26 protein-coding genes and 1 pseudogene are annotated in these 24,506 nt (G+C 33.7%); 19 read left to right on the top strand and 8 right to left on the bottom strand.

Annotated features, from left to right (window positions below; translation table 11 throughout):
* Window positions 1-9: 9 nt before the first annotated feature.
* On the top strand, window positions 10-822 hold the full coding sequence (locus H1A07_RS06925; protein WP_210144790.1) for a Cof-type HAD-IIB family hydrolase: 813 nt from the start codon (window positions 10-12) through the stop codon (window positions 820-822).
* A gap of 37 nt (window positions 823-859) precedes the next feature.
* Here the strand turns inward: H1A07_RS06925 and H1A07_RS06920 are convergent, their stop codons facing one another.
* Window positions 860-1,156: a hypothetical protein gene (locus H1A07_RS06920; RefSeq protein WP_094516782.1), complete on the bottom strand. Its 297-nt coding sequence runs from the start codon at window positions 1,154-1,156 to the stop codon at window positions 860-862.
* A gap of 74 nt (window positions 1,157-1,230) precedes the next feature.
* Here H1A07_RS06920 and H1A07_RS06915 point away from each other — a divergent pair, with 74 nt between their 5' ends.
* The 4 genes from H1A07_RS06915 (at window position 1,231) to H1A07_RS06900 (ending at window position 5,846) form a co-directional block, all read left to right on the top strand.
* Window positions 1,231-2,175, top strand: coding sequence for an alpha/beta hydrolase (locus tag H1A07_RS06915; RefSeq protein ID WP_210144789.1), 945 nt, complete (start codon window positions 1,231-1,233; stop codon window positions 2,173-2,175).
* A 125-nt stretch (window positions 2,176-2,300) separates the two neighbouring features.
* Entirely contained in the window at window positions 2,301-3,467 is a 1,167-nt protein-coding gene (locus H1A07_RS06910) for a thiolase family protein (protein WP_210144788.1), read from the top strand.
* Entirely contained in the window at window positions 3,445-4,680 is a 1,236-nt protein-coding gene (locus tag H1A07_RS06905) for a hydroxymethylglutaryl-CoA reductase, degradative (protein ID WP_210144787.1), read from the top strand. Before H1A07_RS06910 ends, H1A07_RS06905 begins: the two co-directional genes overlap by 23 nt.
* 2 nt (window positions 4,681-4,682) lie before the next feature.
* On the top strand, window positions 4,683-5,846 hold the full coding sequence (locus tag H1A07_RS06900) for a hydroxymethylglutaryl-CoA synthase (protein ID WP_057718715.1): 1,164 nt from the start codon (window positions 4,683-4,685) through the stop codon (window positions 5,844-5,846).
* Window positions 5,847-6,155: 309 nt separating this feature from the next.
* Here the strand turns inward: H1A07_RS06900 and rlmD are convergent, their stop codons facing one another.
* Window positions 6,156-7,535 carry a 23S rRNA (uracil(1939)-C(5))-methyltransferase RlmD gene (rlmD, locus tag H1A07_RS06895; RefSeq protein WP_057718714.1) on the bottom strand — a complete coding sequence of 460 codons (1,380 nt, stop codon included), beginning with the start codon at window positions 7,533-7,535 and terminating at the stop codon, window positions 6,156-6,158.
* Window positions 7,536-7,664: 129 nt separating this feature from the next.
* Between rlmD and recX the strand changes: the two genes are divergently transcribed.
* The 3 genes from recX to H1A07_RS06880 are packed head-to-tail and all read left to right on the top strand — an operon-like array spanning window position 7,665 to window position 9,576.
* On the top strand, window positions 7,665-8,480 hold the full coding sequence (gene recX / locus H1A07_RS06890) for a recombination regulator RecX (protein ID WP_210144786.1): 816 nt from the start codon (window positions 7,665-7,667) through the stop codon (window positions 8,478-8,480).
* A gap of 36 nt (window positions 8,481-8,516) precedes the next feature.
* On the top strand, window positions 8,517-9,107 hold the full coding sequence (locus tag H1A07_RS06885; RefSeq protein ID WP_057718712.1) for a DUF402 domain-containing protein: 591 nt from the start codon (window positions 8,517-8,519) through the stop codon (window positions 9,105-9,107).
* Window positions 9,079-9,576 carry a hypothetical protein gene (locus tag H1A07_RS06880; protein WP_057718711.1) on the top strand — a complete coding sequence of 166 codons (498 nt, stop codon included), beginning with the start codon at window positions 9,079-9,081 and terminating at the stop codon, window positions 9,574-9,576. The genes H1A07_RS06885 and H1A07_RS06880 overlap by 29 nt, the downstream gene beginning before the upstream one ends.
* Here the strand turns inward: H1A07_RS06880 and H1A07_RS06875 are convergent, their stop codons facing one another.
* Window positions 9,577-10,038, bottom strand: a complete 462-nt coding sequence (locus H1A07_RS06875; RefSeq protein ID WP_210144785.1) for a hypothetical protein — start codon at window positions 10,036-10,038, stop codon at window positions 9,577-9,579.
* 114 nt (window positions 10,039-10,152) lie between these two features.
* Between H1A07_RS06875 and H1A07_RS06870 the strand changes: the two genes are divergently transcribed.
* Complete coding sequence (locus H1A07_RS06870) at window positions 10,153-11,019, top strand: hemolysin family protein (RefSeq protein ID WP_210144784.1); 867 nt, start codon at window positions 10,153-10,155, stop codon at window positions 11,017-11,019.
* Entirely contained in the window at window positions 11,019-12,587 is a 1,569-nt protein-coding gene (locus H1A07_RS06865) for a peptide chain release factor 3 (RefSeq protein ID WP_210144783.1), read from the top strand. Before H1A07_RS06870 ends, H1A07_RS06865 begins: the two co-directional genes overlap by 1 nt.
* Window positions 12,588-12,631: 44 nt before the next feature.
* Here H1A07_RS06865 and H1A07_RS06860 read toward each other — a convergent pair whose 3' ends face one another.
* Entirely contained in the window at window positions 12,632-12,910 is a 279-nt protein-coding gene (locus H1A07_RS06860) for a DUF1827 family protein (protein ID WP_057719620.1), read from the bottom strand.
* Window positions 12,911-13,036: 126 nt separating this feature from the next.
* Complete coding sequence (locus H1A07_RS06855) at window positions 13,037-15,205, bottom strand: ATP-dependent Clp protease ATP-binding subunit (RefSeq protein WP_210144782.1); 2,169 nt, start codon at window positions 15,203-15,205, stop codon at window positions 13,037-13,039.
* A gap of 206 nt (window positions 15,206-15,411) precedes the next feature.
* Between H1A07_RS06855 and H1A07_RS06850 the strand changes: the two genes are divergently transcribed.
* From H1A07_RS06850 to H1A07_RS06830, 5 genes are all read left to right on the top strand, one after another.
* Window positions 15,412-15,594 (top strand): hypothetical protein, encoded by a 183-nt coding sequence (locus H1A07_RS06850; RefSeq protein WP_057719605.1) that lies wholly within the window; start codon window positions 15,412-15,414, stop codon window positions 15,592-15,594.
* A gap of 119 nt (window positions 15,595-15,713) precedes the next feature.
* A complete protein-coding gene (locus H1A07_RS06845) occupies window positions 15,714-15,980 on the top strand; it encodes a phosphocarrier protein HPr (protein WP_004893814.1) in 267 nt (88 codons plus the stop codon).
* Entirely contained in the window at window positions 15,980-17,719 is a 1,740-nt protein-coding gene (gene ptsP / locus H1A07_RS06840) for a phosphoenolpyruvate--protein phosphotransferase (protein WP_210144781.1), read from the top strand. Before H1A07_RS06845 ends, ptsP begins: the two co-directional genes overlap by 1 nt.
* Window positions 17,720-17,919: 200 nt before the next feature.
* Window positions 17,920-18,321 (top strand): transcriptional regulator SpxA, encoded by a 402-nt coding sequence (gene spxA, locus H1A07_RS06835; protein WP_023599818.1) that lies wholly within the window; start codon window positions 17,920-17,922, stop codon window positions 18,319-18,321.
* Between the two features lie 101 nt (window positions 18,322-18,422).
* Window positions 18,423-19,076, top strand: a complete 654-nt coding sequence (locus H1A07_RS06830) for an adaptor protein MecA (protein ID WP_057719603.1) — start codon at window positions 18,423-18,425, stop codon at window positions 19,074-19,076.
* A gap of 69 nt (window positions 19,077-19,145) precedes the next feature.
* Here the strand turns inward: H1A07_RS06830 and H1A07_RS06825 are convergent.
* A pseudogene (locus H1A07_RS06825) lies at window positions 19,146-19,643 on the bottom strand (transposase); the annotation flags it as partial.
* 266 nt (window positions 19,644-19,909) lie between these two features.
* Between H1A07_RS06825 and H1A07_RS06820 the strand changes: the two are divergent.
* Window positions 19,910-20,770: a competence protein CoiA gene (locus H1A07_RS06820; RefSeq protein ID WP_210145501.1), complete on the top strand. Its 861-nt coding sequence runs from the start codon at window positions 19,910-19,912 to the stop codon at window positions 20,768-20,770.
* Between the two features lie 19 nt (window positions 20,771-20,789).
* Here H1A07_RS06820 and H1A07_RS06815 read toward each other — a convergent pair whose 3' ends face one another.
* Together H1A07_RS06815 and H1A07_RS06810 are read right to left on the bottom strand one after the other, a co-directional pair.
* A complete protein-coding gene (locus H1A07_RS06815; protein ID WP_094496338.1) occupies window positions 20,790-21,395 on the bottom strand; it encodes a DsbA family protein in 606 nt (201 codons plus the stop codon).
* Window positions 21,396-21,463: 68 nt separating this feature from the next.
* On the bottom strand, window positions 21,464-22,087 hold the full coding sequence (locus tag H1A07_RS06810; protein ID WP_210144780.1) for a CYTH domain-containing protein: 624 nt from the start codon (window positions 22,085-22,087) through the stop codon (window positions 21,464-21,466).
* A 77-nt stretch (window positions 22,088-22,164) separates the two neighbouring features.
* Between H1A07_RS06810 and yjbM the strand changes: the two genes are divergently transcribed.
* Genes yjbM through H1A07_RS06795 form a run of 3 tightly spaced genes read left to right on the top strand, consistent with a single transcriptional unit; the run spans window position 22,165 to window position 24,493 of the window.
* Entirely contained in the window at window positions 22,165-22,791 is a 627-nt protein-coding gene (gene yjbM / locus H1A07_RS06805) for a GTP diphosphokinase (RefSeq protein ID WP_057719599.1), read from the top strand.
* Window positions 22,791-23,594, top strand: a complete 804-nt coding sequence (locus H1A07_RS06800; protein WP_057719598.1) for an NAD kinase — start codon at window positions 22,791-22,793, stop codon at window positions 23,592-23,594. The genes yjbM and H1A07_RS06800 overlap by 1 nt, the downstream gene beginning before the upstream one ends.
* Window positions 23,594-24,493, top strand: a complete 900-nt coding sequence (locus H1A07_RS06795) for an RluA family pseudouridine synthase (protein WP_210144779.1) — start codon at window positions 23,594-23,596, stop codon at window positions 24,491-24,493. Before H1A07_RS06800 ends, H1A07_RS06795 begins: the two co-directional genes overlap by 1 nt.
* The last annotated feature ends 13 nt before the right edge of the window (window positions 24,494-24,506 follow it).

The following is a 24,506-nucleotide window of genomic DNA, read 5'->3' as shown; positions in this document are numbered from 1 at the left end:
GAGAATAAGATGACAATTCCTTTTAAAGCTGTTGCTGTTGATATGGATGGGACGTTTTTAAATGATAAAAGAAGCTATGATCATGATTTGTTTAATCAAGTCTTAAGTAAGCTTGAGAAAAATCACATTCAATTTATTGTGGCTAGTGGAAGACCGTTTGCACGTTTGAAAAACGACTTTCCAGAATTTGTTGATAGAATGGATTTTGTAACGGCTAACGGATCAAGATTAATTGTTGAAGGTAAAGAAGTTGCTATTGAAGGCTTAACTAAGAAACAAGCAATTGATTTAATCAATTTTGTTCACAATAAATATGGCAGTATGGCTACAATGGTTTATGGAAGAAAACAAGCTTATATTGGTACTGAAGCACCTGAAAAAGATAAGGCATTTTTGCAATATTTTGCCAAAGAAAGTACAGAATTAAGTGATTGGCAAGATTTACCTGATGAGGTTTTTATTGAATTGACTTTTCATTATGATAGCAAGATTGCTAACGATATTGAAAAGAAATTTAATGAAAGGTATGGGAATATCGTTACTACGTTTGCATCTAGTCCAGTAGCAATTGATGTAGTAAAGCATGGTATTAATAAGGCTACTGGTCTGAAGAAGTTACTTGCTCATTTTGACTTAACTGGGGATGATTTAATCGCTTTTGGAGATAGTGGAAATGATATTCCTATGCTTGATTTTGCAAAATATAGTTATGCGATGGAAAATGGAATGTCTATTGCAAAAAAGCATGCTAAATATCTTGCACCTAATAATAACGATAATGGAGTTTTACAGGTATTAAATAAGTATTTAAATAAGAATTAAAAAATGAGGTTCGTTTTGAACCTCATTTTTTGTGTAATTATCTAATATAAACATGACCTTTTTTTAAATTAATCCGATTGCTAAAAATTATATCTTTTTTATCTAATTCTTCAATATAAACGTAAATTGGAAGATGATTATATTTTAACTTTCCTAATAAGTTCCTTATTTGTGCAATTGTTTTAGGCTTTTTTCCTATTAAAAAAACGCATTGCTTACTTTCAATCTTAATTTTACTAATTGGATAGAGAGAATCTGACTTTCTTGGTTGATAAAAAAGCTGAAAATTTGGATGAAGATGGGCAATTAAAATTAGGAAGTCGTCTAAGTACATATATTTCACCTACTCTTGAATTCTATGTTTTTTAGAGATAATATAGATTATATTTTTGAAAAAGAGGCTTTCTAATGAAGATAAAAAGTAAAAAGCTAGAAATAACTATTATATCTATTTTAGCAGTTTGTGGAGTTTTTATAGTAGCCGGCTTATATTTCTATCAAGTAGCGGTTGTTCCAGGTCACAAATCATTTATTAACAATGATACTAGGCTTGTCAAAACCGATCCGCTTTATAAAGAAAAAAAGTGGTATCAAGACGTACATAAACAAAAGTGGACGATGAAGTCAGCAGATGACAATTTGAAATTAGATGCAAATTATATTCCAGCATCTGATTCTAAAAAGACAGTAATTATTCTTCATGGATTTATGAATAATAAAGATACTATGGGAGCTTATGCGGCGATGTTTCATAGGCTTGGTTATAATGCTCTTATGCCTGATGCAAGAGGACATGGGCAAAGTGAGGGTAATTATATAGGCTATGGCTGGCGTGAAAAAGTAGATGTAAGAAAATGGGCTAGAAAAGTAGTAAAAAAAGATGGTCCGCAAAGTAAAATAGTTATTTTTGGCGTAAGTATGGGTGGAGCTACGACTATGATGACTAGTGGGTTAAAAATGCCCAAACAAGTAAAGGCATACGTAGAAGATTGTGGTTATACAAACGTAAAAGATGAGATTGAACATGAAGCACAAGCTTTATATCATTTTCCAGCTTTTCCACGTTTTCCTCTAGTTGAGGTCTTGAGCGGAATAACAAGAATTAGAGCTGGATATTTTCTTAAAGATGGTAGTAGTATAAATCAGGTAGCTAAGAATAAGCGACCAATGCTTTTTATTCATGGTGCTAAGGATACTTTTGTCCCAACCAAAATGGTTTACCAAAATTACAAAGCAGCAGCTGGTCCTAAAGAACTTTGGGTAGTTCCAGGTGCTAAGCACGCTAGGTCATTTGCTACTCACCCTGTAGAGTATCAAAAAAAGATAAATGACTTTTTAAGTAAATATGTATAGAAAGATTGCTAGGGTTGCCTGGCAATCTTTTTTAGAATTGATTAAAAATTGGTATGGCTTGTATGACTACTCAAGTTTGTGAGCTATGATACTTATTAGAATAGTTTTTATTAAGAGGTGGAAGCGTGTTACAGGATGTATATATTGTAGGAATGAATCGAATTCCTTTTGGTAAATATCGCGGATTTTATAAGGATGAAAATGCAGTTGATTTAGGTGTACTAGCATTAAAAGGGTTATTAGAAAAAAATATTGTTCCGCAAGATAAAATAGATAATGTAATAATTGGTAATGTTTTAAGTGCTGGATTAGGTCAAAATGTTGCTCGCCAAATTGCTTTGAAGGCAGGCTTACCCGAATCAGTAGTTGCTACAAACGTTGACGATGTTTGTGGTTCGAGTCTAAAAGCGTTACGGTTTGCTCAAGTGCAAATGGTATTGGGAGATTCAGAAATTTCTGTTGTTGGAGGCGCTGAAAGTATGACAAATGCGCCGTTGTTACTTGATAAGAGTAAAAAGCATGATGAAAATCCGGGTTATCAAGATAGTTTAATGATTGATGGGATTGGGGATGCCTATTCTCAAAAGCCAATGGGGCTTACAGCTGAAAATGTAGCTGATAAATATCATGTTACTCGTCAAGAAATGGATGAATTTGCGCGTGATTCTCATGCTAAGGCGTATGCAGCTCAAGAAAATAATTGGTTTGAAGAAGAATATCAGCCAGTCCAGCTTGAAGGTGAGATACTTGATCACGATGAAACAATTCGACCAGATACTAGTGTTGAGTCTTTGAGTAAATTGAAGCCTGTTTTTAAAGAAAATGGCCGTGTTACTGCTGGAAATTCATCCCCATTAACTGATGGAGCAAGTATGCTGTTACTTGCAAATCAACAAAAGCTAGATGAGCTAAATTTAGCTCCATTAGCACACTTGGGAGCTTTTGCGGAAATTGGTTGTGATCCTGCATACATGGGATATGCCCCATACTTTGCAATAAAAAAATTATTGAAAGAAACAGGCAGTACTATTGAAGATTACGATGTAATTGAAATTAATGAAGCATTTGCTGCGCAGGCCTATGCAGTTGCGCGTGATCTCAATATTCCAAAAGAGAAATTAAATATTGCTGGTGGGGCGATGAGCTTGGGTCATCCTTTAGGTGCAACAGGTACTCGTTTAGTGATGAGCGCAATAAATAGTTTACGTAAGATTAATGGTCGAAGAGCTATCGTGTCTTTATGTATTGGTGGTGGTCAAGGTATTGCATATGAAGTCAGAAGAATTATTTAAGAAGAAGTTTTATCAATGGCTCCCAGAAGATAGAAGAAATTTTTTTGAGCAAGAGGGTATTGAACTAAGTGAAATTGATTCTAAAACTTTAGAAAGACTAAACAGACTTAGTGAAAATGTAATTGGACAGGTTCGTCTTCCTCTTGGAGTTATTCCAAACTTAGTTGTTAATAAGAGAAAATATATTGTGCCAATGGCAGTTGAAGAACCGTCGGTAGTTGCAGCTGCAAATCATGCAAGTAAAATTTTTAATCAAAATGGTGGCGTAGAAGCAGTTAGTATCCGAAATGGAATTTATGGTCAAATTGTTTTAGAAGTAACTAACGATTTTGATATAAATTCTTTTACTCGGCAATTTCCAGAATTAATTAATCAAGCTAATCAAAAGTTTGCTAGTTTAGTTAAACATGGTGGAGGAGTATGTAAAATTGAAGCATCTCAAAAAGATAATTTAGTATTTTTACGTATTTTAGTTGATCCTGCAGAAGCAATGGGTGCTAACAAGACAAATGCAATTTTAGAATTTTTAGGAAATAAATTAGAAAAACAAGCAAATATTGAACAAAATTTATACGCCATTCTTTCTAATTATCCTACTCAGTTAACTACAGCAAAAGTAAATTTAAATGTAGATAGTGTTGGCGGATTTAAAGTGGCTGAAAAACTAGTTTTACTTAGTAAGATAGGTCAAAATGACATTTACCGTGCAGTAACAAATAATAAGGGAATTATGAACGGTATTGACAGTGTTTTGATTGCAACAGGAAATGACTATCGAGGAGTAGAAGCAGCAACAGCGGTGTGGGCTAATAAAAGTGGCAATTATACGTCTTTAAGTAAGTGGAAAATTGAAGAAGATAAGTTAATTGGCGAACTTACTGTTCCTTTAGCAATTGGGGTAGTAGGTGGCTCAATTAGTGCACGTGAAGATATTAAGCAGAGTTTTAATTTACTTGGTCGGGTGTCTGCTAAGCAATTAGCTGAAATTATAGCTGCTACTGGTTTAGCCAATAATTTTTCAGCGCTTTTGGCAATTTCTACCAAAGGAATTCAAGCAGGTCATATGAAATTGCAGGCTCGAAATTTAGTTGCTACTCTGAATGCAAATGAAGAGGAAAAGGAAGAAGTTTTGAAGAAACTGCAACAAAGCAAAAAATATACGCAGGAAGCAGCTCTTGAATTTTTAAGTGAAATAAGAAAGGATAAAAAGTAGATATGAAGGTTGGAATTGATCAAATTGGATATTTTACTCCAAATAAGTATGTTGATATGGTGGATTTGGCGCATGCAAGAAATCAAGATCCAAATAAATTTCTAATCGGGATTGGACAAAGCAAAATGAGCGTGGCTGATGCAACGCAGGATGCAGTTTCAATGGGAATTAATGCAACATTACGTTATTTGAATAAAATTAATAAATCTAAAGTTGGACTTTTAATTTTTGGTACTGAAAGTAGTGTTGATCAATCTAAATCGGGATCTTTATTTGTAAAGTCAGCCTTAAAGTTAGATCCTAGTGTTAGAGCATTTGAAGTTAAAGAAGCTTGCTTTGGATTAACAGCAGGCTTAATGATTGCACAAGATTTTGTACGTCTGCATCCTGATCAAACTGCTATTGTAATTGGAAGCGACATTGCACGCTACGGTCTAAAGACTGCTGGAGAAGTTACTCAAGGAGCAGGAAGCGTTAGTTTGTTGATTTCTAGCAATCCAAGAATTTTAGAATTAAACGAGGGTCACAGCGCTTATAGTGAAGATATTAATGATTTCTGGCGTCCGAATAATTCTAAATTGGCAAAAGTCGATGGAAAATATTCTACCCAAGTTTATTTAGACTTTTTTAAACATACTTTTAATGATTATAAGGAACAAAAGAACCTTGAAACAAAGGATTTTGCAGCTATTGTGTATCATTTGCCTTTTACTAAAATGGGGTTAAAAGCTAATCGTATTGCTATCGAAGGAGAAGATGAGGAAACTAATGCACGCTTAATGGACAGTTTTACTGCAGCTAAAGAATTGAATGCTAATGTAGGTAATATTTACACTGGTTCATTATATTTAAGTTTACTTAGTTTGCTTGAAAATGGAGATTTAAAGGCTGGAGACTTGACTGGTCTATTTTCTTATGGATCAGGTGCAATGGCTGAGTTTTATTCCGCAAATGTAGTTGAAGGATACGAAAAACAAATAGATAAAGCTGGGGACGAAGCCTTATTGGCTAAGCGAAAGAAGTTAAGTGTCGATGAATACGAACGGATTTTTTCTGAAGCTTTAGAGGATCCAAAAAATGATGTTGAACTTGTTAGTGATGAGGACAGTGGAAAATATTATTTTGCAGGAATTAAAGACGATATTCGTCAATATCAAGCTAAATAGTTTGTATTCGCTTACATAGTTGTTATAATAAGATGTGTGGAGAGGTAGAATAATATTGTATAAAAGTTTTTATCTCCAGATTGTAGTGTTTTAAAGACAAGATTCTCTTAGTAAGATCAAATAGTCGTTATTCAATACAGATACAAACAAGTGATGTTGATCAAGTCATAATATTAAACCCAGATACTGATATTATGGCGCTAGATAGTATATTTACCTCATCCACTTGAAAAAAGGTTGTAGATCAGACAGTCTACAACCTTTTTTATATAGATAAAAAGCAGTCGTAATGACTGCTAATGAAATAAATTATTTGTTTTTTCTTAAAACTAATTTAGTGACACCTTCCCAGCGTGGAGTTTGTGGCATCATGTCAATTGGTTGAATTACACGAACATCATATTTTTCACTTAAAAGGACTAGGTCTTTTGTAAGTGTGGCTGGGTTACAAGAAACGTAAACAAAAGTTTCGGGCTGAACTTCAAGCAATGTCTTGATTAATTTTTTGCTTAATCCAGTTCGTGGAGGATCAACGATTAAGGCATTAATTGGAACACCCTGATTTTTTAATTCAGGAAGTAGTTTTTCTACATTTCCTTGAATATACTCAGCATTTCTAACGTGATTTAAGTGGCAATTTTCTTGAGCATCAACTACCGCTTCAGGAATAGATTCAATTCCGATGACCTGTCTTACTTGATCACTAGCCAAAATACCTAACGTACCAACACCAGCATAAGCATCAATTAAAGTTTGATCTGGAGTTAAATCTAGATATTTAAGTGCTTCTGAATAAAGTCTTGTGGTTTGTTCAGGATTGAGCTGGAAAAAGGCACGTGGTGAAAGCTTAAACTTCTTTCCGAGAATTTCTTCAGTTATATGTGATTTTCCAAAGAGCTTGATAGTTTTATTACCCCAAACTTGTGGATTTTGCCATTGAGTTTCATTTTGAAATACGGAAACTACATTAGGAAGCTTCATAATCTGACTAGCAAGTAATTTTAGATCTTTAATCTTTTTACCAATAGTAATCAATGTTACTTGAATTTCATCGGTAGCATGACTTTGACGAACTACGACAGTTTTAATACCATCATTATGGCGTCTAAAGTCAGCAATGCGAATATGAAGTTTATCAATTAACTTTTTAATTTCACGCTCTGTTTTTTGAGTTTCTTTGGTTTGCGTGGGCATTTCCGGTAAGTCAATTAAGCGGTGTGAATTAGGAGCATACAGTCCAAGCTTACTTTTTCCTTTATTAAATTCAATTTGATATTGAGCTTTATTGCGATAATTCCAGATATTTGGTGCTGGGATAGTTTTTTTAACTTTATATTTCATATAATCTCTCGGATGATATTTTCTAAGAGATTCTAAAATTAAATGTTGCTTGAATTCGAGTTGTTTTGGATAAGTAAGATGAGCAAGTTCTAAGCCACCAACAGTTGGATCAACTCCCTTAGGAAAGTTAATTCGATCTGGGGATTTTTCTTTAATTCTAACTAGTTCTCCTTCTAAATAGTGAGGATGTCTGTTAATAATTTTGGCCACAACTACTTCGTTTGGCAAAGCTCCAGGAATAAAAATAATTTTCTTTTTATAATATCCAATACCTTCACCATTAATTCCTAAGCGTTTAATGGTGATAATAATATCTTTTTCTTGTTTATTTTTAGTAAATTTTGTCAAAATAAGGCCCTCATTTCGATTAATTCATGAAAAAAGTGTCACAATAAGCATAAGCGTTATTTTCAAGTGATACAAGTATTTAATTTAATATAAAATAGAAGAAAATAAAATTTTACGAGAGGTGTTACGATGCCACTTATTACTAAAATTAGCACTCAAAAACGCAAAGGCCGCTATAATATTTTTATTGATAATGAATATGCCTTTAGTGTCAATGAAAGAACTTTGATTGAAAGACGCTTGTTAAAAGGGACTGAATTAAGTCTTGAAGATATTGAAGAAATTAAAAAAGCAGAAGCTGATAGTCAAGCTTTGCAATTAGCGATGACTTTCTTGAGTTATCAGCCACGTAGTGTGTATGAAGTTTTAGAATATTTAAATAAACATGAAATTAGTCAGGAAGCAAGTCAGGCCGCAGTTGAAGACTTGATGGATTTGAATTATATAAATGATGAGGATTTTGCTCGTTTATTTATCAAGAATAATCTTAGAGTAGGAAAAGATGGTCCAAGAGGAATTACTAGAAAATTAAAACAAAAGGGCGTTGCAGCTAATACTATTCAAGATGCTCTATATGAAATAGAGGAGGAAGAATGGATAGATACCGGAATTCGTCTTATACATTCACTGATTCATCAGGTAGGTAAACTTTCGTATAAAGAAATTAAGAAAAAAGCGCTGACGAAATTACAAAATCATGGTTTTGATCAAGATTTAGGGGAGTTAATAATTGATCATTTGGATATTGAGACTAATGAAGATGAGCAATTAGAAGCGCTAAAAAAGCAAGGAACTAAAGCTTGGAAAAAATATCGGAAAGATGATGGTTTTAAGAGAAAGCAAAAAGTTAGACATTTCTTATTTCAACATGGCTTCTCTAGTGGTGAAATTGATAGTTTCTTAAATGGCGAAGTAGTGGATCTAGAAGAAATAGATGAATATTAATTTGCTGGTATAATGTTTAGTGAGGAGGCGCACATTATGGAAATGCCTCGTGAAGGCGATTATATCGCAATACAAAGTTATAAACATAATGGCACGCTACATCGAAATTGGCGTGACACTATGGTAGTTAAGACAGAGCAAAATATTATTATCGGCGTTAATGACCGCACTTTAATTACCGAAGAAGATGGTAGGAAATGGATTAGTCGGGAACCAGCGATTGTTTATTTTCATCGAAAACTTTGGTTTAATGTGATTGCAATGCTTAGACCGAATGGAGTTGCTTACTATGCAAATTTAGCGAGTCCATTTGTCTTAGATCGTGAAGCCTTAAAGTATATTGATTATGACCTAGATATTAAGGTCTTCTCAGATGGAGAAAAAAGGCTATTAGATGCAGATGAGTATGCAATGAACAAAAAGCGTTGGCATTATGGCGAAGAGATTGATAGTATTTTGCGTAGTGCTAGTTTTGAATTATTAGATTGGATAGATCAAAAGAAGGGACCATTTGCCCAAAAATTTGCGCAAATTTGGTATGAACGTTATAACCAATTACGTCCTGATTTAGATCGTAGTTTTTTTAAGGGGAGAGAAAATGAAAAGAGAAGAATACTCGGCTCATAATTTTATTGGTAAGGTTTTTATGCCAAACCAAATTGATGAAAATAAGACTTATACAGCGGCTATTCAAGAAATGGAAAACGATCCTATTTTTAAAAAGTTTGTTGAAGATAATGGTTATGAAAATGAGCGTGCAAGTTTAGTAGTATTTGGGCCTGAAAACTTTATGTTTTGGTATGGCGTTTTAGCTGATGATAAACAAATGCCTGTTTCTGGATTAAACAAATTTGAATTACCTAATTCAAAAATTGCGGAAATTGATACACCAAATAGTAATATGGCTTTCTTCAGTCAGCCTTTGAACTTTGTAATTCCAACTTTTTTAGATAAATTATCCAAAGAAGGAGTTACTGTATATGAAAATTTAGGTGATAGTGAAAAACCCTATGTTTTAACTAAATTGAATTTAGAAACAAAAAAACTGGCTCAGATTTTATATCTGGATGCCAGTTCTGATGATGATTCTAAATAGTTACTTCTGTCTTGGGTCAATAGATAGATTATCATATTCGATGTATGCACCAATACATGTTGAAATTAGCATAATAAGTAATACAATGCCAACTGAATTTCCAATAATAAAGGATAATGAGAAAAATTCCCTTACTAAATCCATTGCAAACCAGCAAAGAGCAAAATCGACTAAAAAATTATAGATAAGTAGAAGTTTACGTCTACGAATACTATAAAAACGTAGAATTTGTTTAAATAGATTATTTGGTACTTCGTCAGATACTAAATTAAGTGGGTGTTGAATCGTAGCCTTAATTGCAAACATTATGATTGCACCAACTAAGGCACCAACTAAGCTTCTAAAGATATTGCTTGAGTGTCTAACTAAGGCATTGTAGCAAATACCTATTAAAGTTAGGCTGCATAGATACGGAATTAATAATAAGAATGTAAATACTAAGTAGATGCTTTGTTTTTTCATCTATAAGACCCCATTTCTTGTTCCTTATTTTATCATAGATTAGCATGTGATATAATTACCGATAATTGTGATTAAAGTAGAGATTAGGACAACAATAGAAAGAGAGAATTGAAGATGAGTAGTGATCCCGGTGCGGGGGATATATTTAGCAAGTTAAGAGCTAAATTTCGTGGTGAAGAAGAAGTTGATGGTCAACGGAAGCTAAATAAAATTTTAAATAAATTGCATGAGCAAAAAGAAATTAGTGACCGTGAATTTTCAATGATGGAAGGCATTTTAGATTTTGAAGAAAAGATGGCACGAGAAGTAATGGTGCCTCGAACTGATGCCTTCATGGTCGATATTAATGATAGTTTTCAAGAAAACTTAGATAAGATCTTAAAAGAACCTTATTCAAGAGTACCTGTTTATGATGGAGATAAAGATAAGATTGTAGGCGTCATTCATATTAGAACTGTTTTGCGAAAAGCTCATAAGGTTGGTTTTAATAAGCTAGACTATGCTCAGGTAATGTTTAAGCCTTTATTTGCACCTGAAACAATTGAATTGGGTGAATTATTAGTTGAAATGCAAGAAACACAAAGACAACTTGCAATTTTGACTGATGAATATGGTGGTGTTGTAGGGTTAGCTACAATTGAAGATTTAATTGAAGAGATTGTTGGAGATATCGATGATGAGGTTGATAAGGCCGAAGTCCTATTTTCAAAAATTAGTCCAAGAGAATATGTGATTTACGGAAAAATGCCATTAACTGATTTTAATGAAGAATTCGGTACTAATTTAGCAATGGAAGACATAGATACAGTTGCTGGGTATGTAATTACAAAGTTAGGCTTAATACCAGCTAAGGGCGAAAAGCTAAGCGTTAAACTTGATAATGGAATGACTTTAACAACTAGACGAATGAAAGGCTCACGCTTATTAACTCTCTTACTTACAATTCCAAAAAAAGAAGAAAAGGAAGAAGCTAAAGATTAATGACAAAGTTAACTGATGAAGTGGAAAAAAGACGGACATTTGCGATTATTTCTCACCCAGATGCTGGTAAAACAACAATTACTGAACAGATGCTTCTTTTTGGTGGGGTAATTAGAAGTGCAGGTACTGTTAAGGCACGTAAAAGTGGACATTATGCAACTAGTGACTGGATGGCAATTGAAAAGAAACGTGGTATTTCAGTTACTAGTTCAGTAATGCAATTTGAATACCAAGGAAAAAGAATTAACATCCTTGATACACCAGGACACCAGGACTTCTCTGAAGATACTTATCGTACTTTAATGGCTGTGGATGCTGCCGTAATGGTTATTGATTCAGCTAAAGGTATTGAGCCACAAACTAAAAAACTATTTAAGGTTGTAAAGAAACGCGGTATCCCTATTTTTACTTTTATGAACAAATTAGATCGGGACGGACGTGAACCTTTAGATTTAATTGCTGAATTAGAAGACTTATTAGGCATTGAAGGCGTAGCCATGAATTGGCCTATTGGTATGGGGAAGCAATTAAAGGGATTGTACGATATTGACAATAATCGTGTTGAGCTTTATCGAAAAGATGATGATGATCGTTATTTACCGTTAGATAAAGATGGAAAATTAGCAGAAGATGAGCCTTTAGCAAAAGATAGCTTATATCAATCGACGTTAGATGACATTGATTTATTAAAAGAAGCTGGAAATACTTTTAATAAAGATAAGATTTTAAAGGGCGATCAAACTCCAGTCTTCTTTGGATCTGCTTTAACTAATTTCGGTGTTGAAACTTTCTTAGATAGTTTTGTAAACTTAGCACCAGCGCCTCAAGAACATACTGTTAATGAAAATGAAAAATTGGCAGCCGATGATCCAGAATTTTCTGGTTTTGTCTTTAAGATTCAAGCTAACATGAATCCTAATCACCGTGATCGAATCGCATTTGTGAGAATTGGAAGCGGTGAATTTAAGAAGGGAATTGACGTAACTTTAGCTAGAACTGGCAAGCCAGTCAGATTAAATAATGCAACTGAGTTTATGTCTAGTGAACGTGTGCAGGTTTCTGACGCTGTAGCAGGTGACATTGTTGGATTGTATGATACGGGTAATTTCCAAATTGGAGATTCAATCTATGCCGGTAAGAAAAAAATTGTTTACCCGGCTTTGCCACAATTTACACCTGAAATTTTTATGCGTGTAACTCCTAAGAATGTTATGAAACAAAAGTCATTCCATAAAGGGATGAATCAATTAGTTCAAGAAGGTGCGATTCAACTTTACCGTGGTTATTCAACTGATGATTATATTCTTGGTGCAGTTGGGCAATTGCAGTTTGAAGTATTTTCTTTCAGAATGAAAAATGAATACAATTCAGAAGTTGAACTCCATACATTAGGAAACCGTGTAGCTCGTTGGATTAACCCAGATCAATTGGATCCTAAAATGTCATCATCCCGTAACTTATTGGTTAAGGATAGGGATGGGGAGCCATTATTCTTATTTGAAAATGCATTTGCTGAAAGATGGTTTAAAGACAAGTATCCTGATATTGAATTAACTTCAAGATTATAAGATAGAAAAAAGCCGTGGAACAACTCCACGGCTTTTTTGCGATTTTAACGATCACAAGTGATAGAAATGATTTTTCTACTTTTATCAACTGTTATATCATAAATTCGATCTTCATGAATTAGACGCTTAATAACAAATTCTACTTCATCTTGTCTAATAGAACGTTTATGATTTTCCATAACGATTTCAATTTTATCAGCTGTTTCGCTGTATACTACTGTGGTATTACCTAAAGAGTAAACTTTTACGAATTGACTATTAGTAGCTGCTAATTGTCTTTGGACTAAATCACGGTAGCTATTTGTAACATCAATTAAATGCATCATATTTATAACCTCGATATATAAATGTGTCTTTAAAACCTAAAATTAAGTATAACCTTTTTATAGAATTTATAAAAATAAAAATAAGAGTCACAAATTATGTGGCTCTTATTTGCTCTTAAATAATTAATTTTCACTAATTGCTATTTCACCGTCAACTACATCAGCCTTTAGTTCTTTAGCTGCTGGATTATCTAGTTTATAGTCTGCTACTTTATCTTCAATTTCTTCTTGGATTGTACGACGAAGTGGACGAGCACCCATAGAAGGATCATAACCTTTTTCGACAAGAAGGTCTTTTGCTTCAGATGTAACATCAATATGTAGGCCTTGATCTTTTACCATATCATTGGTATTTGTAAGCATTAAATCAACAATCTTGATTAAGTCTTTCTTATCAAGTGCATTAAATTCAACTATATCATCAAGTCTATTTAAAAATTCAGGTTTAAAGTATTGACCTAAGCTATTCTTAAATTGTTCTTGATGGCTGTTTTCAGCCGCAAAACCTACGCTAGCTTCTTTGATTCCTTGACCAGCATTAGAGGTCATAATGATGATGGTATCTTTAAATGAAACTGTGCGACCTTGCGAATCAGTTAAGCGGCCATCATCGAGAATTTGCAAGAATAGGTGAAGTACATCAGGATGAGCTTTTTCAATTTCATCAAATAAAATTAAGCTATATGGATTATGACGTACTCTTTCTGTTAATTGACCAGCTTCCTCGTAGCCCACGTAACCTGGTGCAGAACCAATTAGTTTCGATACGGAATATTGTTCCATATATTCACTCATATCGAATCGAATCATCGCATCTTCTGTACCAAAGATTTGTTTGGCTAATTGTTTCGCTAATTCTGTTTTACCTACACCAGTCGGTCCTACAAATAAGAATGAACCGATTGGACGACCAGATTTGTTAAAACCAACCCGATTTCGTCTTATTGCACGAGCAACAGTTTCAACAGCTTTGTTTTGACCAATTACATTATCTTTAAGGTCAGTAGCTAAGTTCTTTAATTGTGTTTCTTCTTGTTTCTGTAAGTCGCCGACAGGAATATTAGTTTTTTCCTCCACGATCTTATTCATGATCTTTTCAGTAATTTTAGGTGTTTGATCAGGATCTACTTTCTGATCTTTTAATTTCTCATACTTTTCAATTTGATCACGATAGTAGGCAGCCTTTTCATAATCTTCGTTTTTTAAAGCATCTTGCTTTAAACTTTCAGCAGCATCCAGTCTTTCCTTGATCTTTTCACTATCAACATAAGGAATGGTGAGATTCATTCTTGAACCGGCCTCGTCTAAAAGATCGATGGCTTTATCAGGTAAGAAACGATCTTGAATGTAGCGGGAGGAAAGATCTACTGCAGCTTGTATAGATTCATCTGTATACTGAACATGGTGGTAGTCTTCGTAACGCTTACGAATGCCTTGTAAAATTTTAATTGTTTCTTCAGTTGTAGGTTCTTTAACCTCCACTGGTTGGAATCTACGAGCAAGGGCAGAATCCTTTTCGATGTTTCGATATTCCTTAATAGTAGTAGCACCAATTAATTGGAAATCTCCACGAGCTAAGGCTGGTTTAATAATGTTACCAGCATCCATACCGCCTTCAGCGTTACCAGCACCAACTAATTCATGAATTTCGTCGATAAATAGGATAATATTATCATTTTGCTCTAATTCTTTAATCAGTTGTTGCATTCTTTGTTCAAATTGACCGCGAATTCCAGTACCTTGAACCATTGAGACCATATTTAAAGAAATGATTCTCTTGTCTTGAAGTTTAGCAGGGACTGAACCATCGACAATTTGTTGTGCTAATCCCTCGACAACAGCAGTTTTACCAACACCAGCTTCTCCAATAAGAACTGGATTATTTTTAGTCCGTCTGTTTAAAATTTCAATAACGCGAGCAATTTCTTTATCACGACCAATAACTGGATCAATTTTCCCCTTTTTTGCTAAATCGGTTAAATCCGTACCATACTGGTCGAGTAGAGATTTTTGACCACCGTTATTTCCACCTCGACGGCCACCACCCATTTGCATACGTGGATCACGGCCTTGAGGATTATTTTGTTCATTGTTGTTATTATTTAAGGCGTTGAATAAATCATCAAAATCGCCAAAAAATGCATTGTTATTATTCATACTATTATTTTGTCCTTGTTGATTTTTCAATTCTTGATAACATTGTTGACATAATGAAATTTCACGATCTTGCCCATTTACATTTGTATAAAGATGAATGGAGGCAGGACGTTTATGACAGTTATCACATAGCATTAATATTTCCGCCTTTCTTATAATATTCAGGCCATATTCCTATTTTAGCACTCTTGATATATGAGTGCTAACTTGCTAATATCATAGTACGGATACTTACTAATTGCAAGTGCTAAGCTCAGATTTTTATAGGAAATTGATATAATTAGGATAAAGAAGAAATTTTTTAGAAAGATATAGAAACTTTAAGGAGAGAAGTATAAGGAATGAATTATGAAGAAATATTAGATAAAATCATAAGTGGTGAATTGAAAGAATATAGAGTTAGTCCCAAAGATGCTTTTCAATTCCAATTGGCTCTTAGAAGCTATGGTAAAAGACAGAGGATAACTGGGATTGCCCAAAGAGGTGGGGATATAATTTATACCTTATCTGACAATGAAAATTAAGTACTTTATAATGTAAACATTTACATTTGTGTTGTTTTCATTTAGAAAACATGATAACCTAATAAACGAGTGGGTATAAAACTCCCGATTATTTTTGATTTTAAAGGAGATAATTTAAAATGGAAAAACGCGAATTTCATATTATTGCTGAAACTGGTATTCATGCTCGTCCAGCTACTTTGTTGGTACAAGCTGCTTCTAAGTTTAACTCAGATATTAACTTGGAATACAACGGTAAATCAGTAAACTTGAAGTCAATCATGGGTGTTATGTCTTTAGGTGTTGGCCAAGGTGCAGATGTAACTATTACTGCTGATGGTGACGACGCTAAAGAAGCAATTGAAGCTATTGCTGACACTATGAAAAAGGAAGGTTTAGCTGAATAATGTCGAAAACTTTAAAGGGAATTGCAGCCAGTGATGGTATTGCAGTTGCACCAGCCTACCTTTTGGTAGAACCTGACCTTTCGTTTTCTAAAACCTCAGTTAGCGATGTTGATGCTGAAGTAGCTCGCTTTAAGAAAGTTGTTGAAGAATCAACTAAAGAACTTGAAAAAGTTCGTGATAAAGCTAAGGAAAGTTTAGGAGCAGAAGAAGCTCAAGTTTTTGACGCACACCTTCTCTTCTTAAGTGACCCAGAATTTACTGGTGCCATTGAACAAGAAATCAAAGATCAAAAAGTTAATGCTGAAGCAGCATTAGATGAAACTGCTCAAAAATTCATTACTATTTTTGAAGGTATGACTGACAATGCATATATGCAAGAACGTGCAGCCGACGTACGTGATGTTTCAAAGCGTCTTATGGCACATCTTCTTGGTAAAAAATTGCCAGATCCTGCAGCTATTGACCATGAAGTTGTAGTAGTAGCCTACGATTTAACACCAAGTGATACAGCTCAACTTAACAAGAAGTACGTTAAGGGATTTGTAACTGATGTTGGTGGTAGAACTGCTCACTCAGCAATCATGGCTCGTTCATTAGAAATTCCAGCTGTTGTTGGTACTGAAACGATTACTAAAGATGTTAAAGATGGCGATATGCTTATTGCCGATGGTTTAGACGGCGATGCTATCATTAATCCAACTGATGCTCAAATCGAAGAATACACTAAGAAAGGTGAAGCCTTTGCTAAGCAAAAGGAAGAATGGAAGAAGCTAAAGAATGAACCATCTGTAACTGCTAATGGTAAGAAGTTCATTATTGCTGCTAACATTGGTACTCCTAATGATATGAAGGGTGTAAAAGAAAACGGTGCTGAAGCCATTGGTTTGTACAGAACTGAATTCTTATACATGGATTCAAAAGACTTCCCATCCGAAGAAGCTCAATTTGATGCTTACAAGAAAGTTATCGAAGATATGGATGGTAAGCAAACTATCATTAGAACTTGTGATATCGGTGGTGACAAGCACTTAGATTACTGGGATCTTCCAGAAGAAATGAACCCATTCTTAGGTGTTCGTGCTATTCGTCTTTCAATGCAATACAAGGATATCTTTAGAACTCAATTAAGAGCTTTACTTCGTGCTTCTGCATATGGTCCATTAGGAATTATGTTCCCAATGATTGGTACCTTAGCAGAATTACGTGAAGCTAAGCAAATCTTAGCTGAAGAAAAAGATAAACTTGCCAAAGAAGGCGTTAAGATCGGTGACGACTTACAAGTTGGTATGATGATCGAAGTTCCAGCTGCTGCTGTATTAGCTGATCAATTTGCTAAAGAAGTTGATTTCTTCTCAATTGGAACTAACGACTTAATCCAATATACTATGGCTGCTGATCGTGGTAATGATAACGTTTCTTATCTTTACCAACCATATAACCCATCTGTTTTACGTTTGATTAAGCACACTATTGATGGTGCTCATGAAAACGGTATTTGGTGTGGTATGTGTGGTGAAGCTGCCGGTGATGACATTATGTTCCCAATCCTTTTGTCAATGGGACTTGATGAATACTCAATGAGTGCAACTTCAATCTTGCGTATCAGAAGTTTGATGAAGAAGATCAATACTGAAGATATTAAAGAATTAGCAAATAAAGCTTGTTTTGTTTCAGAAACTGCTGATGAAAACAAGAAATTAGTTGAAGAAACTATGAAGAAACTTAATATTCTTGATTAGAAAAAAGAGTACTTTTAGTACTCTTTTTTGTTTTTTTGTTAGAACTTCACATAAACTTCAATATTTGCTGCTAAAGTATATTATGTAAGCTAATAAAAGAAATATGATTACAACTTACAAGCTCAAAGTATTTGTAATATAATATTTTATGTAAGTGGAACAGTAGTTATTTTTCTACACGCAAAGGAGTGTGGAGTTAAGTGTTAAATTTATATACATCACCAAGTTGTACTTCATGTCGTAAAGCAAAGGCATGGTTAAAGGAACATGATATTTCCTTTAAAGAGAGAAACATTTTTGCCAATCCTTTGAATAAGGAAGAAATCATGCAAGTTCTACGTATGACTGAAAATGGTACAGAGGAAATTATTTCTACTCGTTCTCGTACTTTCCAAAACTTAAAGATCAATTTAGATGATCTATCAATTGATCAATTAATTGATCTTGTTGAAAAGAATCCTAGTTTATTAAGACGTCCAATCATTATGGATGACAGACGTTTGCAAGTTGGTTATAACGAAGACGAAATTAGAAGATTTCTTCCTCGGAAGGTACGTCGTTTAGAACTTGAAGAAATTCAAGCAATGACTGCTGATTTTTAATTAATTATTTAAAAACGTTAGCTTTTTTAAGCTAGCGTTTTTATTTGAACAACAAAATAGGTTACAATGTATTACAGACAAAGACTTCGAGGTGATAATAAGTGGAAGTACACAGAATAAGTGAAAATACCATTCGTGTAACGATGGATGCGGATGAACTTAAAGAGCGTGGGATAACGATGCTCGATTTGTTGGGAAACAAAAGTCAAATTCAAAAATTCTTCTATCAGATTTTAAGTGAAGTCGACACTGATCATACTTTTGCCAAAGGAGATCCGGTTACTTTTCAAGTTATGCCAAGCAGTTCTGGATTAGAGTTACTTATTTCTAAAGTTCCAGATAGTGACACGGACACTCGCGATGATTCAAGTGATCAATTACGAGATCTTTTAAAGGGGTTAGGTACTGAATCAGATACTGATCAACGTAGAACGGAAATTAACGATCAAGATAAACTAGTAAGTGACAATCGTCGTGTTTTTAAACTGGAAAGTATTGATTTAGTTGCTGCATTAGCAGATGCACTAAAGGTTGATGGATTAGCATCTAGTTTATATACTTACCGACATGAATATTACTTAGATTTATCTTACTTAGATGACAACTATGTAGAATTAAAACCTGAAGATACCTGGGTAATTGCAAATGAATATGGCAATGGGATGACTGAAAAGCAATTCCAAAAGATAAAGAAAAATGCTAAGTGTTTAATTAGACAAGATGCATTAGGAAATTTAAGACAATATTTTGATTAAAAAATAAAAGGAGATGAAAAAATTGGCTGTTTGTCAAATCCTGTTGATGACCAGTTTTAGATTAAGGAATTAGGCAACTAAAGAATAGTTGCTTGATTCCTTTTCTTTTATAATATTTTCTTCTAGTTTAATTCTAATTAATAAGTGGCTAAAACTACTATAGCCATAGGCTGTTCGTTCATTTGTTTAATCTTACGATTAACTCCTTCAAGACAGCCATTAGAATAGCTAGAAGAAATGCTATTTAGAATGCCAGTATAATTGTGTTTAAAAATTAATAAGGTTTGATGAATTTGCTTACCGACAGCTTGTTTTGAGTGAAGCAAGTGAATGATCTGCTTTTCGTCTTTGCTTTGAATAGCAGCCATAAAGTCTTGCATAATCAATATGTGTTTTCAAGTTCTTTACTGCAGTCTAAGCCGTCTTCTTATTGACCTTGTCATATTTCATGAGGTAAAGCTTCCAGGTGGATTTTAAGAGCTTATATTCACGACTTTGTTTCTTAAACTGTTTCATCGTTTGTACACGTAGACTATTGAAAGCCCCGATAAGCATCTGAACCATATGTTTGAGATTATGAGAATGGCGGTAAGGACAATGGAGCTGAATAAGCTCAGCTACATATATATTATGATATTTGCCATTTAAAATAATCGGAAAAAACAATAATGAATTGGTCGTAGAAGGATTTTAAGTTAGGAGAGGCTATGGCCTCTTTCTTTATGCAATAAAAAATCCTGTCGATAGGATATCATAGATATCCATCAACAGGAAAAAGTATAGAGCCCAAAAAAATTTATCTCCTTTTTGCGTATATAATATTGGGCGATAAAATGTATGCTGCGATTTTAAATCAAAAATTAGTCTTGGCAGTCAATGAAGCAGAGCAAGTTAATCGAGGAATAAAGAAATTAAATCAGGATTATTATCTATGTCCATCTTGTAGGCATCGAATGATTTTGATCTTATCTGAAGATAAGACACCATTTTTTAAGCACTTTTATCAGGTAAAAGGGACAGGAGAAAAAGAAGAACATTCGCAGGCAAAAATCCTTTTATGTACTGCTCTAAAGGCCAATGGAATTCAGGCGGAAGTAGAAGTTTCACTTTTAGATCAACAATTAAGAGCGGATGTACTGGTAGAAAATAAATTATCTTTTGAAGTTCAATGTGCTCCTTTAAGTGAAGAAGAGTTTAATCATCGACATCAATTATACAAACAAATAAATATTAAAGATATTTGGATTGTTGGAAAAAGACATTATTTGAAGAAGAAAATTAATCAATCACAGGAAATTTTTCTTAGATATAGTCCTAAATGGCAGTGGTATTATCTAGAAATTGATCCATTTAAATGTTTGATAAGGCTTAAATATAATATCTTAAAAGCAGCAATTAGTTCAGAAATTCAATATGATGTTAAAATTTTTCCGTTAGATGAAGAAGGTGTAGCAGAATTATTTTTATTTACTCCAGTTAAAAAGATTTTTAAGGTGTCCGATATTAAAGATCAAAAGAAATATTTGCAAAAACAACTGGTTCAAAAAAGTAAGATTGGATTGAAAATTGGAAGCCTATTATATCAATTGCATTATTCAATAGATGATATACCTAAAGAATTATTTTTGCAGCTGCGAAAGCCGAAAGATGCAAGTCCAATATTAACTTTTCTACAAAAAAAGCTAGATGACTAAAAAGTCAACTAGCCGAAAATTACAATAAGCGTAAACTATTATCACTACTAGTCTGTTTATCCCCAGCGATAGCAGCTTCAATTTCTTCGCGATTTGCGCAACCTTCAATCATCATCCCTGAATCACCACGATCATCATCATAGTTGAAGATGATCGTAGTTGGTGTAGTGACAACATTTAAGTCGTCAGCAAGTTTCAAATCCTTATCCATTGAGAGCTTAATGTAGTTTGACTCTCTATTTTTATTGAAGTTTTTAATTGAAACATCTAGAGAAGTTAAAATCTCATTAACAAGCTCTCGAGAATAAGTCTTACCCATATCATTAATTGCATGTTGTAATTTAATAATATATTGTCTGGCTTTTTTATTACCAACGATTAATTTTAGAGTGTGATAATCTTTAGTTGCATTATAAGCACTTTGACTAAAAGTGTTAAAAACTCCGACATTACTTGAAGCAAGATGCCGAGCCTTGATATCGTTTCGAATCGTATTCATGTTAGTTATGGGTATAAAGTGGTAAGAAATGTTTTGTTTATAACCACTGACTGCAGCACTTATTTCCCGTTCATTTTGATAACAGTTAATCCCAATTGGATTAACAAAGAAAAATATTTCAAACAATTTGTTTTCCTCCGTCCAGATTCATGAATACTTTATCAGAAAATGGACAAAATGAGAAAAATTTTGTTTTATTTTTTGTGTTCCCAAGCACGTTGCACCTTGCTTTGGTTAGTATTTTCTTTGTTAACTTTGAAATTAAATTGTTTTTCTAATTCAGCAAGTACTTTTTTGATAGTAGCTGGATCATCATTTTCAATTTCTAATTCGAAGTCATAATATCCATCTGGAAATTCTGTTAAGTCTAAAGTTAATTCACATTTTTCTGGACCTGTTGCTAATATTCTGCGAGTTTGGCTCCATGAAATTAACTTTAAAGAGTGAATTGCTTCGTTAGAATAGTGTTTTTGTAAATAATCACCAACATCACCGCCGAACAAGAAGAAAGTACCTTCATATGCACTTTGAGTCATTTGTTCGGCTTGAGCAACGGAAAGTAGATCGTTTATTTCAATGCGTTCGCTATACTTATTTTCTTTAGGATTGTTTTCTTTAACCTTAATTGTTTGTTCAGCGTGGTCAACAAGAATTCTAATTCTTAAACTTGCGTCACTATTTTTTAGATCAAAGTCAGGTGTATCAAAATAATAATTCTTTTGGATAAAGTCTGACTTAGCAGTAAAAGCATCACGCATTTTTTTGTAAGTTTCTTCATCTAGTAGTGTTTTTGATTCAATTTCTAAATTTTTACTCATAATTTTATCCTTTCAGTAGTTAATGTTATCCCTCTCTATGGTAGAATAATTTTGTTTGAAACGGAAAGGATTTATACATGAAAGATTGGGATTTATTTTTATGGCCTTATCAACAGGCTGTTTCTGAATTAAAAGTTAAATTTCGATCACTTAGACAAAGTTTTTTAAACAAGGGTGAGCATTCGCCGATTGAATTCGTGGTCGGACGCGTTAAAACAGTCGATTCAATTAAAGAGAAGATGACAAGGCGAGTTATTGCCCCTGATGTCATTGAAAATGATATGCAAGATATTGCTGGAATTCGGATTATGTGTCAATTTGTAGATGATATCTATCGAGTGGTTGACCTAATTCATCAGCGGCAAGATATGCAAGTAATTGAAGAAAGAGACTATATTCAAAACGCAAAACCATCTGGATATCGTTCTTACCATATGGTGATTTCATATTCTGTTTTCTTACCAGATGGACCAAAGAAGATAATTGCTGAAATTCAAATTCGTACTTTAGCAATGAATTTCTGGGCAACGGTAGAACATACGTTAAATTATAAATATCAGGGGAAATACCCGGAGGATATTTCTAAGCGACTTAAAACTACAGCTGAAGCTGCTTATAAGTTAGATGAAGAAATGTCATCAATTAAAGATGAAGTGCAGGAAGCACAAAGAATTTTTACTAAATCTAAAGGAAAAGAACAATAATGAAAGTCGCACTCGTTTATAATGAAAAAGTTGAAACCTTGGCAGTAGTTAAGGCATTAGAAAAATTACTTGATTCTAGAAAGATAGAAATTGATCCTGAAAATCCTGATGTCGTAATCACAATTGGAGGAGATGGAACTTTAATTTCTGGTTTTCATAAGTATCAAAATTTAGTTGATCAAATAAGATTTATTGGTGTACATACGGGACACCTAGGCTTCTATACTGATTGGCGTAATTTTGAAATTAACAAAATGGTGGATAATCTGACTAAGAAACAGCCATCTTCTGCTTCTTATCCTTTATTAGAATTAATCATTACTACCGGTTCGGGTGAGAAGAAAAAATTGCTTGCCTTAAATGAAGCAACTATTAAACGAGTTTCGAAGACTTTAAAAGCAGATGTTTATATTAGAGATCAATTCTTTGAAAGCTTTAAGGGGGATGGCTTATGCGTTTCAACTCCTACCGGTTCTACTGCCTATAGTAAATCTCTAGGGGGTGCAGTTATTCATCCACGTTTAAAGGCCTTGCAAATGACTGAAATAGCATCTATTAATAATCGCGTATTTAGAACTTTATCGTCTCCAATTGTGATTGCCCCTGATGAATGGATAACTATTAAGCCAGAAAGCGATGATCACTACGTAGTAACTTACGATGGATATGAATTTAATCATAAGCATATTAAGAAGATTGAATATCGTATTTCTCAACATGTGATTCGCTTTGATAAATATCAACATACCCATTTTTGGAATAGAGTAGAGGATGCCTTTATTGGCCAACCTAAAAATAAATAATGCAGTACTTTAAATTAAAATTTGAAAATAAAACACCTCAGAAATTGGGGCGTTTTTTATTAAGAAATGGTTTCTCTAAAAGAGCTTTAACTAACAGTCAACATCATGGTGGAATGATTTTAGTAAATCATCATCGTCGCTTCACTAGCTATCTTTTACATCCTGAGGATGAAGTGATTTTTATTTTAGGTGAGGAGAAGAAAAATCAATGGCTAAAACCATCTATTAATCAACTTAATATTGTTTTTGAACAGCATGATTATTTGGTCGTTAATAAAGAAGCTGGCGTTTTGTCGATTCCATCACGTTATGAAGATAATGATGCCGTAGTCAACAGATTACTATATTATTTTCAGAAAAATGGGCAGAAAGAACTTAAACCACATGTTATTACAAGACTTGATCGTGATACGTCAGGATTAGTTTTAGTTGGGAAAAATTCAGTTGCTCATGCTCGATTTAGCAAAATGGGGAAGGATTGCTTTATTAAGAAATACCATGCGATTGTGCATGGCAATTTTAGTAAAGAACAAGAAACAGGTATTATCAATGCGCCAATTGGTAAATTAGATGCCGGTGTTAAACGCGGAGTAGTAGCTAATGGTCAACGCTCAATTACAAAATATCGTGTTTTAGATCAAGTTAATGGTGCAAGCTTAGTTGAATTACAATTACTAACTGGTCGAACCCATCAAATCAGAGTTCACATGCAATATCTTGGACATCCCTTGTATGGTGATCTTCTGTATGGGATTAAAGATAATTTTGAGCGACAAGCTTTGAATTGCTTTTATCTTAAGTTTGATGATCCTTTTTCGAAATGTAAGCAGGAGATTACTGTTTCAGAACCAGCTGATATGAAATGTTTGTGGCAAAACCTAATAAGTAATAAATTATAAATATAATAGTCAA

This window comes from Lactobacillus taiwanensis, assembly GCF_017894345.1.
In the GTDB taxonomy this organism is placed as follows: Bacteria; Bacillota; Bacilli; order Lactobacillales; family Lactobacillaceae; genus Lactobacillus; species Lactobacillus taiwanensis.
The sequence above is the reverse complement of the archived record's forward strand: the minus strand, read 5'-3'. Positions and strand labels throughout refer to the sequence as shown.

Coding starts and splice junctions, on each gene's coding strand:
- H1A07_RS06925 (WP_210144790.1), top strand. CDS start 10: ATGACAATTCCTTTTAAAGCTGTTGCTGTTGATATGGATGGGACGTTT.
- H1A07_RS06920 (WP_094516782.1), bottom strand. CDS start 1,156: ATGTACTTAGACGACTTCCTAATTTTAATTGCCCATCTTCATCCAAAT.
- H1A07_RS06915 (WP_210144789.1), top strand. CDS start 1,231: ATGAAGATAAAAAGTAAAAAGCTAGAAATAACTATTATATCTATTTTA.
- H1A07_RS06905 (WP_210144787.1), top strand. CDS start 3,445: ATGAAGTCAGAAGAATTATTTAAGAAGAAGTTTTATCAATGGCTCCCA.
- H1A07_RS06900 (WP_057718715.1), top strand. CDS start 4,683: ATGAAGGTTGGAATTGATCAAATTGGATATTTTACTCCAAATAAGTAT.
- recX (WP_210144786.1), top strand. CDS start 7,665: ATGCCACTTATTACTAAAATTAGCACTCAAAAACGCAAAGGCCGCTAT.
- H1A07_RS06885 (WP_057718712.1), top strand. CDS start 8,517: ATGGAAATGCCTCGTGAAGGCGATTATATCGCAATACAAAGTTATAAA.
- H1A07_RS06880 (WP_057718711.1), top strand. CDS start 9,079: ATGAAAAGAGAAGAATACTCGGCTCATAATTTTATTGGTAAGGTTTTT.
- H1A07_RS06875 (WP_210144785.1), bottom strand. CDS start 10,038: ATGAAAAAACAAAGCATCTACTTAGTATTTACATTCTTATTATTAATT.
- H1A07_RS06870 (WP_210144784.1), top strand. CDS start 10,153: ATGAGTAGTGATCCCGGTGCGGGGGATATATTTAGCAAGTTAAGAGCT.
- H1A07_RS06865 (WP_210144783.1), top strand. CDS start 11,019: ATGACAAAGTTAACTGATGAAGTGGAAAAAAGACGGACATTTGCGATT.
- H1A07_RS06860 (WP_057719620.1), bottom strand. CDS start 12,910: ATGCATTTAATTGATGTTACAAATAGCTACCGTGATTTAGTCCAAAGA.
- H1A07_RS06855 (WP_210144782.1), bottom strand. CDS start 15,205: ATGCTATGTGATAACTGTCATAAACGTCCTGCCTCCATTCATCTTTAT.
- H1A07_RS06850 (WP_057719605.1), top strand. CDS start 15,412: ATGAATTATGAAGAAATATTAGATAAAATCATAAGTGGTGAATTGAAA.
- H1A07_RS06845 (WP_004893814.1), top strand. CDS start 15,714: ATGGAAAAACGCGAATTTCATATTATTGCTGAAACTGGTATTCATGCT.
- ptsP (WP_210144781.1), top strand. CDS start 15,980: ATGTCGAAAACTTTAAAGGGAATTGCAGCCAGTGATGGTATTGCAGTT.
- H1A07_RS06820 (WP_210145501.1), top strand. CDS start 19,910: ATGTATGCTGCGATTTTAAATCAAAAATTAGTCTTGGCAGTCAATGAA.
- H1A07_RS06810 (WP_210144780.1), bottom strand. CDS start 22,087: ATGAGTAAAAATTTAGAAATTGAATCAAAAACACTACTAGATGAAGAA.
- yjbM (WP_057719599.1), top strand. CDS start 22,165: ATGAAAGATTGGGATTTATTTTTATGGCCTTATCAACAGGCTGTTTCT.
- H1A07_RS06800 (WP_057719598.1), top strand. CDS start 22,791: ATGAAAGTCGCACTCGTTTATAATGAAAAAGTTGAAACCTTGGCAGTA.
- H1A07_RS06795 (WP_210144779.1), top strand. CDS start 23,594: ATGCAGTACTTTAAATTAAAATTTGAAAATAAAACACCTCAGAAATTG.